This window comes from Methanoculleus sp. SDB, from assembly GCA_001412355.1.
GTDB lineage: Archaea > Halobacteriota > Methanomicrobia > Methanomicrobiales > Methanomicrobiaceae > LKUD01.
This window is the reverse complement of sequence record LKUD01000047.1, coordinates 56,699-67,539: the sequence shown is the minus strand read 5'-3', so window position 1 is coordinate 67,539 and position 10,841 is coordinate 56,699. Positions and strand designations below refer to the sequence as shown.

Here is a 10,841-nt window from a genome sequence, read left to right as displayed (position 1 = left end):
ACCCTCAGGGAACAGGGTATCTCCGTGGACGTGCGGCACATCATGCTCGTCGCCGACATGATGTGCATGGAGGGCGAAGTCAAGCAGATCGGCCGTCACGGTATTGCCGGTGAGAAGGAAAGTGTGCTTTCCCGTGCGGCATTCGAAGTGACGGTAAATCACCTGCTGGATGCGGCGGTTGCCAATGAAGTGGATATCCTTCAGGGCGTAACGGAGAACGTTATCGTCGGTCAGCCAATCCAGCTCGGTACCGGTGATGTCAAACTCATTGCAAAACCAATTAATCAGGAGTAACTTAAAATGGATTTCGAAACGTCATTACGTCGGGCAATTAAATCAGGGACCGTTTCAATCGGCCAGAACTCGACGAAGGCATGCATCAAAGAGGGAACAGCACAGATGGTCGTCATCGCAAAAAACTGCCCGAACGACATTATTGAGACTCTTGATGAGCAGGCGAACGTGTTCACGCACCGCTACGATGGTTCGAGTATTCAACTCGGCAAAGTATGCGGCAAACCGTTCATGGTCAGCGCCCTTGCCATTGTGGATGCCGGCGAATCCGACATCCTCTCAATTAAGAGGATCTGAAATATGGGAGAAGTCATTCTCACCGAGCAAACGCTCCAGCTCATGGCCCAGTTTGAGGAGATTACCGGTGCCGGAAGCCGCGACTGCATCATCGATGAGCGCAACGAACGACTTATCTTTGTCATCAACCCCGGTGAAATGGGCCGTGCAATCGGAAAACAGGGTTCAAGCATTAAAAAAGCATCTGATATCCTTGGAAAGCGTATCGAGGTCGTGGAATACTCAAACGATCTCGAACAATTCCTGAAAAACTGTTTCCTTCCTGCACAGGTGCTTTCCATCGAATTTGAAGAAAGGGAGGATGGAGAACGCGTCGCCCTCGTCGATGTCCGTGAGGAAGACCGGGGAATTGCGATTGGAAAGGCAGGCAAAAATATATTCAAGGCGAAACAGCTTGTACGGCGTCAGTATGATATTGCTGATGTGCAACTGGTTCAGGAAGATTTCGCCTGACCTTTTTTCCGGGAGATTTTTTTTCCTTTTAACGTGCGCAGGGTATGCCCCGCACTTAAAAATCCGCAAGGATCTGGTTGAAATCCAGAGTTGCCGGGTCACCGGTTTGTTTCGCGGTTTCTATACACCGGATGATGCGCTCGATGATCTCCGATTCGCTCCGCGGTGTGGTGCCCTGCAGGAGATTGTCGAGAACGTTGTTGTGGTAAATCACATGCTGGAGCCGTATCTTCTCATGATATCCGATGACGGCAACGAATGAATTGCTTTTTTGATCGTAGGTGAGCGAGATGATATTGTCGGCGTTGACGTAGGTATTTTCAAGGGACTTGACCCAGACCATGCAGTTAGTGTTGTCCTGACACGGGAAAAATATATTTTTTAGTTTTCGGGTAATATATCCGGGGATTGAACCTGAAAGCGGCATTTTTGATGTAAATCCAATTTCAGGCCCGATACACAACCCTAGAACCCCGTGAAAGAGGGGGGCAGAGCCCAGGGATCCACCGGCAGCGCATGGGTCCGGTAATACCGGAACAGCTGCCTGCCCCACTCCACAGCCCTTTCCGACATGCTGGTGAGTGTGTGCATGCAGTCGTAGGTCACGCCGTCATTCTGATAAAAACCGCAGGAAATGCAGCTGTCGGTAACCAGCATCCCGACACCGACGGGATGGTCCGTGACATACATGCGGAAACGTCCGCATCCGCTCAGCGGGGCAAACTGATCCGAGTACGGAGGGCGCGAGAGTTCCCGGAGAAGGGCGGGGGTTACGATGAGTTCCACAGACGCACCTTCACCGACACGTTTCGTAATCGCACTGGCAATGCCGGGGCTTGTCCATGCCGAAATGCCGCGGATAGTATCGGCGGTCCCGATGACGTGAGAGAGGTGTTCGAAATTCCGGAAGGCATTTGCGGATGTGTTCGCAATGAGCTCCGCATCATGCAGGTGACCGAGGCTGTTTAAGAAATAATCGGGGATCTTTCCCAGAGAATGCCCCATCCAGAAATCGCGATGTCGTGACAGGAGTGCATGAATCTCAAGAACACTCCGGATCTGTACTGAAGCCGCATCTCCGGCCCGGGTTAAGGCATAGACGCCGTTTTCATTGATGACGAGCCCTTCATCCCATAACGTGCGCAGGCCTGAACGGAACAATGCTGCACTGCCCGCCACCTGTTGCAGTATTTTCCGTGTGGGATTACTGTTCTGGAGGTAAACAAGCATGCGAACTGCCGGTTTCGAGCGGATAACCCGCTGGGCCGTTTTGACCGGGTAACGGACCGCACCACCCTGCCCGGAAGAGAGCGTGGCGTCACCCCCGCTCCCGTTGAAGGAAAAAACCATATTTTCAATATTTCTGGCAAGAATACTGCCAATCGGCGTAAGGTGAATACTATCATTGTCGTGAAAAAGAAGGTGATCATCAGCGAGTTCACGCAACCGGGGATACAGGGATGACGGCCGGATTTCCGCATCCCTGCTGAGAGCGGGAAGCGTTAACGGCCCCGATATCAGCTGAATGAGGGACATGAGCTTAATATGTGAAGCAAAGAGAGATGAAATTCCTGAATGCATCGTATCGAGGCGTGAGTCCCCGGGCATAACAGCACCAGTAAGCCATATTCCGGTATGCCCTCTTTAAGGTTCGTTTTTTCACGTAGCTCTTTCCCGGATGGGACACGAGGGAATGTGGAGATTTATATATGATTTGAGGTGATAGATATGCACCGGGGATTATCGATAATCCCCGTACCTTTGATGCGCATCACCGGAGCGAACCTATGAGATCCATCCTGCTTGTTGACCAAAATGCCGAATCCTCCGAAAAAACTGCACGGTTTTTGCAGAGTAACGGTATCTCCCCGGTTGTCGTCGCACATTCACCCGCGCAGGCGCTTCTGATCCTCGGGACCAGCAGAATCGATGGTATTGCTGCAGCATTCGATCTTTCCGGAGGAGACGCCATCACGCTTCTCAGGGAGATCCGGCAATCCGGTTCCGATGTTCCTTTCATTCTCTGGAAGGCGCCGGACGATTCGGAGACCACCATGCAGGCACTGAACTCGGGCGCAGACGCGTATATTCCCAGAGAAGCCGACACCTCCGATGAGCACCTCCGCCTGTATGACGCACTCAGCCGCATTACCGTGGCGGAAAAATCCGCTTCCGGAGATTCTGAAGGCAGCAGCATGGTGAACGGAATCACCCGCTCACTTGAGATTCTCCTCTCTGAGCGGGATACCGACAAAGCGGTGAACGCATCGCTCGCGATCCTCGGTACGGCAATGAAAGCAGATCGTGCATACATTTTTGAAAATTCCTATGATCCCGCCAATGACACTATGAAAGCGGGCCTGCGGTATGAATGGGTGCGGGATTTTATCACGCCGCAGAGTGATAATTCCGATCTTCAGGATGTCCCGTTCGAGAGTGTCGTTTCGCGATGGTTCGGGATCCTCTCACAGGGCGGTTTCGTATCAGGCAATGTAGCGGATTTTCCTGACAGCGAGCGGGAAGTTCTCGAACCGCGGGGCATACTATCCCTCCTTGCCGTGCCGATTATGGCAAATGGTTCTTTCTGGGGATTTCTTGAATTTGATTCCTGTTCGGCACCCCGACGATGGAGCGACAGCGATCTGTCTTCCCTGCGGACGTCTGCGAACGTGATCGGGATGGCCATCCAGCAGCGCCGCAGCGAGGAGGCGGAGATCGAAAAAAAGAAGATAATTCAGACGCTGCTGGACTCTATTCCCGATACTGCCATTCTCCTCGATGTGGAAGGCAATTTCCTCGCACTCAACCGCAGAGCCCTCTCCTGCCTGCAAAAAATAAATGCGAAGCGCGATCTCGGATATCGCGACCTGATTGGTAAGAATTTTTGTCATTTCATGCCCCCGAAACTGATCGAATCACGCAATACCCCCGTTATCCGGGCGGTCGTTACCGGGAGACCCGTTGAGTTCGAAGACGAGTACGGGGAGCATATTTATCAGAACAATATCGTTCCTATTCCGAACGGAACGGGAACCGTTACGATGCTCGCGGTATACAACCGGGATATAACACGGATGAAACAGGCGGAAAGCGTCCTGAACCTGAAGCGGGATATCCTCTACGGGATGATCGACAGTAGCAGCGACCTTCTCGCCGCCCTTGACACGGACTTCCGTTTTATCGCGTTTAATTCTGCATATAAAAAGACATTCCAGCGTGCATTCGGGACCAACCCTGAACTCGGAATGCGGCTTGATGATACCCTGTCCCACATCCCCGAATCGCGGGATAAGCTGGCGGCATTGTGGGGGCTTGCCCTCAAGGGGAGGGAATACTGTTGTGTCGAACAGCTGGGCACCGGAGCGAATTACGAGTTTGTCTTTAACGCATTGAAGGATTCCCGTAACAACCTGATCGGCGCGACACATATTGCACGCGACATCACCACGCGGCAACAGGCCGAGAAGGCGCTCAGGCAACTGAACAACAAACTCACTCTCCTCAGTTCGATCACGCGCCATGATATCCGCAATCAGCTCACGGTGATCTTCGGATTCCTTGAGATTCTGGATACGCAAGCCCAGGATGAAGAGACATCCTACAGTATAGCGAAGATTAAGGAGGCCGCGCGGACGATCCTCAGACAGGTGGAATTCTCACACGACTATCAGGAGATAGGGGTGCGGGAACCACAATGGTTCACTGCCGCAGAGGTAATACGGAAAGCTGCCGGCATGTTTGATACGGGCAGAGTCGGGATACTGGTGCAGACCGGAACCGCCCGGATCCACGCCGATCCGCTTCTAGAAAAGGTCTTCTACAACCTGATTGACAATTCAATGCGCTACGGGGGGGATGGTCTCACCACGATTCGCTTTTCCACGGCGGAGACGGAGACGGAACTCGTCATTTTCTGCGAGGATGACGGATCAGGGATACCTCAGAATATAAAAGAACTTATTTTCATACAGGGGTACGGAAGAAACACGGGATTCGGTCTATTCCTCATCCGGGAAATCCTGCACATCACCGGCATAACGATCCGGGAAACCGGGGTGGAAGGGCAGGGAGCACGGTTCGAGATGCATATCCCCCGTGCATCGTACAGGATGGGTCCCGTCGATACCTGATACAACGGCTTATTTTATGCCCGGATACGCCGGTCCGCTGCGGCGATTCCTTTCCCGGGCACTTTTTCACCGTGATATTCCGTAAACTGCTTGAGGGAGACGGTGAGATCACGCGTGAATGCAAAGTACCCGACCTGAGAGTTGCGGCAGAGGTTAAATGCCATGTCCATCAGACCGCGTGGATCGGGGCGTGCTTCCCCGAGCCATATATGGAAAATATTGCCGCCGTCGACTATCGGGAAGAAGACGTGCTCTATCTCAAGCCGCTCGGTGAGGCTGACATCCGCGCCGGGCGTGACATGGGTGCCGTTCGTGTAATATACCGGGAGATCCAGTGTTTCTCCGATCCGTTCGAGAGCCTGTTCCCGATCGCCTTTGATGACCCGGAACGCATAATCGTGGAACCGTTTGTCGATGAGATCGGCAACCGCAAACCGCATGCCTGTCGTCTCAGCCGGTGTGCGGGCGAGGGCAATCGTCATGCCGGACTTCGCTGAGAGCTCTTTTGCGTAGAGTTCCATCTCAGTCATCGCACGAATGGCAAAGTGAAATGCCTCTTTGCTCTCGTGAAGCTGGCTCCCCGTGTGGTGCTGCACCATCTCATTCACGCCGACGATCCCGATGGTGTACACGAGTCCGTCGAGATCGACACCGACAGCACCCCGTTCGCCGGTGTTCGGGTCGACCGGACGCTGCATCGCAAAAGGCATGCGCCCGTTCGCCCGGATATTCTCCATCCACCGGCGTTTGATCCGAAAGACCTCCATGGACACGTCCATGAGTTTTTTGAGTTCTGCGAAGAGCCGTGCGTCGTCTCCTTCCGCCCGGTACGCAGCACGCGGACAGTTGACGGAGAGGACCTGCCACGATCCCATGCTGAAATGCTTCCCGTTCTCAAAGATGAGTTTATTATCAAAATCGCTGTCGTTGTCCGCGAGTGACGAGAACTGGTAGGCACAGCACTGGTAGCACGAGATCCCTTCGCCCGCCCCCCGGTATGCCGGTATCTGGTTGTCATAATAGGGGGTGCCGTACTTTGACGCGAGCTCGAATGTCATAAGGTAGAGATCGCGGTACGTCGGGAGATCGGGATTTTCCGCATTGAATGCCGCATCCTCTTCCATGAATTCCGGTTCGATTGAAATTTCCGGTTTCGGGAAGTTAAACGGCTTGTCCCAGTTGTCCCCTTCAAGCATGACGTCCATCAGAGCTTTTAAGAGAAGCCGCACTTCCCGCTCGAACTCACGGTACGTGCGTAGCGGCGCCTGCTTTCCGTCCCAGACTTTGCCTTTATAGACACAGGGCTTGTCTTTCCAGAGGGATGGTACGCCGGGACTGAGCTGTACTGAAGAGAATACGACCTGCCCGCCCCGTGCCACCATCATCTGGGTCATCTCATAGACGAACATCTGCATCAGCTGCTTCATGTCGTTATAGGAGAGCCCCTCTAAATAGGGGGCAAGGAAAGTAAGGAAATTGTAGTACCCCTGCCCTCCGGAGAAGTTCGTCTGTGCGCTCCCGAGTGCCTTGACGGCATGGAGCACGGCCACCTCAGGCCTTTTTGCCGGGCCCGCAACCGATGCTTTCGTGCCATTTCCGTCAGGCATCAGCCCGTAATAAAAAAAATACCGCAGATCCCAGTCCTGGCAGAACGGGCGGGTTCCGAAGTATTCAAGGTCATGGATATGGAGATCACCCGCGAGGTGATAATCAGCAAGTGCGGGGGGGAGCTGAAGGAGATACTGTTCCTTGCTGATCTTGTCGGCTTTCTTTTTATGGGAAGTTTCCGCGTTCTCCTGAAGGTTTGCGTTGTCATGCGCCTCGAATCCCCGCCCGACATCGATGAGATGTGCATCAAATACCGGGGTTCCGACCCGTGTACACACATTCCGGTATTCTACAAGCCCCCGTTCGATGAGGGTAATGTTCAGGATCTCACGGATAAGCGGACCTGAGAGTGCCGTGAGACCGAGCCGCTGAATCCGCTGTTCCACTGCCAGGGCAATCTCGCGCGCACGATCCTCGTCGGCACCCGTCTCTCCGTAGAATGTTTCAACGAGTTTGGTCTCATCGATGATCTGCCGGACGATTCTTTCCCGATCCCAATCGACGATATGCCCGCTCGACGTTCGCACCGGCGGCATGGACGGAACCGTGAATCCGTCGAGTGTCTTCTGAACTGTCGCAGTACGGCGGGGATCCTTCGGCACGATTACTCACCTTTCACGAGGGGAGAGAGGGTTTCTTCCCTGACGGTGCCTTGCGAAAATAATTCCCGGGATGTGAGAAAAGTACTGCCAATCTGCAGTACCGGGGCTTCCCTGACAAACACACCGTTGATTCTCAGTTCCGTCAGCGCCTCCGGCTGCATCATGTCCCGTTCGTCGTACGCGGCACCGGCTCGACTGAGATACTCCTTCAGAATTTCACAATTCGGGCAGTTTTCAAGAGTATATACAATAATTCGGGATATATCTGACACTAAAAGGGCCCCCCTGTTCTCTACCATTAGTTGTCCGGTTGAATAAAAATTGTATCGAATCGTACAGCTGAATCACCGTGCAGGGACTTCTTCCGTGTCATTCACCGGAAGGACCGAATTATTCGGTACCGGGCCGAACGAAGGGGATACACCTTTTTTATTAGAAGCAGGCGAAGATAAGTACCCATGGTGCGGGCATTCATTGCAATCGACATGCCCGGAGAGATCCGGACGCGCATTGCCGAAGTGCAGGCGGTTCTCGCGAAAAGTGATGCGAAAATCACTCTTGTAGACCCATCGATTGCCCATATAACCCTTAAATTTCTTGGTGAGATTGATGCGCGAACGCTGGATTCGGTAGAAGCCGCCCTCGGCACGCTTTCGTTTCACCCGTTCGACATGGAGGTTTCGGGCGTTTCCGGTAATTCGCGAACGCACCCGCGGGTGATCTGGGCAACAGCACAGGACGGCGGCATGTGTTCGAAACTCGCCGGCAGGATTGAAGAGAGCCTCGCCCCGATAGGAATCCGGCGTGAAAACAGGCAATTTACGCCGCATGTCACAATCGCCCGGGTGAGAAGGTTTGATCCCTCCCTTTCCGGGCGGATCGACGAACTTGCGTCCTCTTCGTTCGGAAACCTGTTGGTTTCTACCGTCAGGCTCAAAAAAAGCACCCTGACGCCCTCCGGACCGGTCTATGAAACGCTGATGGAGGTCACGCTGTGATCCGCCTGCCCTGCGAAGTGGAGGTGCTGGAGCGAATCAAACCGCTGCAAGAAGAGTACGACCATATCCGGAGTGTGGCAGACGCTCTCATCGCCGCAGTAAACGACAGCGGGAGTGCACGGGGTATGGTCGTGGGATCGGTCGCACGGGATACATGGGTGCGCGGGGACCGGGACCTCGATATATTCATGCTCTTTCCGCCGTCGCTCTCCCGTGAGGAGCTCGAGAAGCAGGGCCTCGGGCTTGCGCGTGCCATAGGCAGGCAGTACGGGGCAACAATGCGGGAGAAGTACGCGGAACACCCGTATATCAATATGTGTATCAACGGTCTCGATGTCGATCTCGTGCCGTGCTATGCCGTGAAGCAGGCAACGGCGATTCAAAGCGCAGTCGACAGGACGCCGTTCCACACGCGTTACATCAGGGAGCGTATCGGCCCTTTTATCGACGATGTACTGCTCCTGAAGCAGTTTTCCAAGGTGGGAGGAGTCTACGGCTCCGATCAGATGACCGAAGGATTTGCCGGCTATCTCTGCGAACTGCTCGTTCTTTTTTACGGGGGATTTTCGGAAGTAATCCGTGCGGCGGCGGAATGGCGGCCCTCGACCGCAATCGACATCGAAGGCCATGCGACAAAGGTATTCCATGACCCGCTGGTCGTCATCGACCCGGTGGATCCGGCACGGAATGTCGCGGCATCCCTTTCACTCTCCCGCATGTTCGAGTTCGTCGAACTCGCCCGGGGATATTCCGCCGCACCGGGAGCGGTATATTTCTCACACCCGGCACCGGCCATACCTGACCGTGGCGCCTTTATTGCCCGGCTCGAAGAACGCGGTACAAAACTCTATGCCATCACGCTGAAAACACCCCATACGATTCCCGATATCGTGGTTCCCCAACTCAGGAAAAGTACCGCGGCTATCGCCGACATGCTCATACGGTACGGATTTGTGGTGAACCGGTCCGCATGCGAGATGCAGGATGAACACTGTATGCTCCTTTTCGAACTGCTGGTCGATTCACTTCCTCCTGTCAAGAGACATATGGGCCCCCCCGTGTGGAACCGCGCGAATGCGGATAAATTCCTGGCCCTCTATCCTGAGAATACCTATTCCGGACCGTATATCGATGACGGGCGTTATTATGTGGAAATCGCGCGAAAACACACACATGTCAGGGAACTGCTCGGGTCGGAAAGTCCCCTCAAGGTCGCGCTCGGAAAACATATCAAACGGTCGATGAGTGCGGACCGGACTCTATGGGAGGGTGCTGACTGCTGGTCAGAGGAGTTTGCTCCGTTTCTCAGCTCCTTTATCACGCGGGAATCGCCGCTCGTGCGGATACGCCGTGCCGACAGGATCCGGAAATAAGCGGGACCGGGAATTTCCCGGAAGCCCGATCCAGCATAAAAGCGGGAGTATTACGGGACTCTTTCCGATTTTTTCGCTGCAAGACGCTCGATCGGAGCGAGCGACGGGCGTTCCCCCTCCTCAAGGAGGCCGTTTTGGAGAGCGCGTTCCACAAATCCCCTGCCGACCGAATTCCTGACAAGCAGGGTGGTGTACCCGTCGGGGCTGCCCACGGCACCTGCAGAGATATCGGCATGGACAGCTGTAAAATCGGTGCAGTGGAGACAACCGGGCCGGATACAGGACTCAAGATCCCGGAGGGGAATCGATTGAATCAGTCCCCCGACTCCGCTCACCTCAAGGGCACCCCTGACATTGAGGCGCCGGATCTGCCATGGCTCGATGCCATATACTCCCCCGAGCATATCCCCGATGAGTTTCCGGTAATCAAACGATTCGGTACAGAACAACCCGACGACGAGGCGCACCGCCCGTGCATACGGACGGAGCAGATCGTTGTCGCTCTCGCGCATCGCGTTGATCGCACTTACGACACAGGGCACGCCGATTACGGCAATATGCCGGCATTTCCGCCGTACAACCGCTTCCTTGAGAATGGCCAGCGTCGGAACCCACCAGTTGTAGCGGCTTCCTGCATGGTGCACCAGATCGCCGGACGAGGTAATCAGCGTGGAAAACGGCTTCATCGTCCATCTGTCCTCACCCACGGTGACGACGGCATCGATTAAGTCTTCCTCAAGCGCATTCCGGAGGATGGCTGTCACCGCACCGCCGCTCTGTTTTCGTTCGATCTCGAACGTCGCCCGCGCCGATAAAATATCTTGGTACTCGCCAAGGAGGGGGAGGGATTCCGCCGCCGCTCTTCGTTCGTCCGTTCGCGGACATACCCCGTAACAGGCGCCGCACGGGACACCGTCCGTCGCTTCCTTGCAGTAGCCGGTGTGCACCGGGTGAGCGTCGGGCGAGCCTTCGCGGAATATGATCGCATTCGCAGGGCAGACCGCCACACAGGCACCGCAGCCGGAGCAGCGGCCCGTCTCCCAGACGTCACGTTTCAGATCTTCATATGTTCGCTTCATTGTTCCG

At 54.7% G+C, this 10,841-nt stretch carries 10 protein-coding genes and 1 pseudogene; 6 read left to right on the top strand and 5 right to left on the bottom strand.

The features are described from left to right. The 3 genes and pseudogenes from APR53_10090 (at position 1) to APR53_10080 (ending at position 1,044) form a co-directional block, all read left to right on the top strand. Positions 1-294, top strand: a pseudogene (locus tag APR53_10090). A 6-nt stretch (positions 295-300) separates the two neighbouring features. After that, positions 301-591, top strand: a complete 291-nt coding sequence (locus APR53_10085) for a 50S ribosomal protein L30 (GenBank protein ID KQC04631.1) — start codon at positions 301-303, stop codon at positions 589-591. 3 nt (positions 592-594) lie between these two features. Continuing rightward, the gene (locus APR53_10080; protein ID KQC04630.1) at positions 595-1,044 is read left to right on the top strand and encodes a transcription elongation factor NusA; all 450 of its coding nucleotides are present in this window, start codon (positions 595-597) and stop codon (positions 1,042-1,044) included. A gap of 55 nt (positions 1,045-1,099) precedes the next feature. Here APR53_10080 and APR53_10075 read toward each other — a convergent pair whose 3' ends face one another. Together APR53_10075 and APR53_10070 are read right to left on the bottom strand one after the other, a co-directional pair. Then, complete coding sequence (locus APR53_10075) at positions 1,100-1,387, bottom strand: hypothetical protein (GenBank protein KQC04643.1); 288 nt, start codon at positions 1,385-1,387, stop codon at positions 1,100-1,102. A 122-nt stretch (positions 1,388-1,509) separates the two neighbouring features. Further along, positions 1,510-2,652 (bottom strand): hypothetical protein, encoded by a 1,143-nt coding sequence (locus APR53_10070; GenBank protein KQC04629.1) that lies wholly within the window; start codon positions 2,650-2,652, stop codon positions 1,510-1,512. A gap of 179 nt (positions 2,653-2,831) precedes the next feature. On the opposite strand from APR53_10070, the gene APR53_10065 reads away from it, so the two are divergent. Continuing rightward, a complete protein-coding gene (locus APR53_10065) occupies positions 2,832-5,174 on the top strand; it encodes a hypothetical protein (GenBank protein KQC04628.1) in 2,343 nt (780 codons plus the stop codon). Between the two features lie 14 nt (positions 5,175-5,188). Here the strand turns inward: APR53_10065 and APR53_10060 are convergent, their stop codons facing one another. Then, positions 5,189-7,318, bottom strand: a complete 2,130-nt coding sequence (locus APR53_10060; protein ID KQC04642.1) for an anaerobic ribonucleoside-triphosphate reductase — start codon at positions 7,316-7,318, stop codon at positions 5,189-5,191. 68 nt (positions 7,319-7,386) lie between these two features. Further along, positions 7,387-7,683: a glutaredoxin gene (locus APR53_10055; GenBank protein KQC04627.1), complete on the bottom strand. Its 297-nt coding sequence runs from the start codon at positions 7,681-7,683 to the stop codon at positions 7,387-7,389. A gap of 159 nt (positions 7,684-7,842) precedes the next feature. On the opposite strand from APR53_10055, the gene APR53_10050 reads away from it, so the two are divergent. Both APR53_10050 and APR53_10045 read left to right on the top strand, forming a co-directional pair. Beyond that, positions 7,843-8,382, top strand: coding sequence for a hypothetical protein (locus tag APR53_10050; GenBank protein KQC04626.1), 540 nt, complete (start codon positions 7,843-7,845; stop codon positions 8,380-8,382). Further along, the gene (locus APR53_10045) at positions 8,379-9,755 is read left to right on the top strand and encodes a CCA-adding protein (protein KQC04625.1); all 1,377 of its coding nucleotides are present in this window, start codon (positions 8,379-8,381) and stop codon (positions 9,753-9,755) included. Before APR53_10050 ends, APR53_10045 begins: the two co-directional genes overlap by 4 nt. A gap of 50 nt (positions 9,756-9,805) precedes the next feature. Here APR53_10045 and APR53_10040 read toward each other — a convergent pair whose 3' ends face one another. Then, the gene (locus APR53_10040) at positions 9,806-10,834 is read right to left on the bottom strand and encodes a hypothetical protein (protein ID KQC04624.1); all 1,029 of its coding nucleotides are present in this window, start codon (positions 10,832-10,834) and stop codon (positions 9,806-9,808) included. Positions 10,835-10,841: the final 7 nt, after the last annotated feature.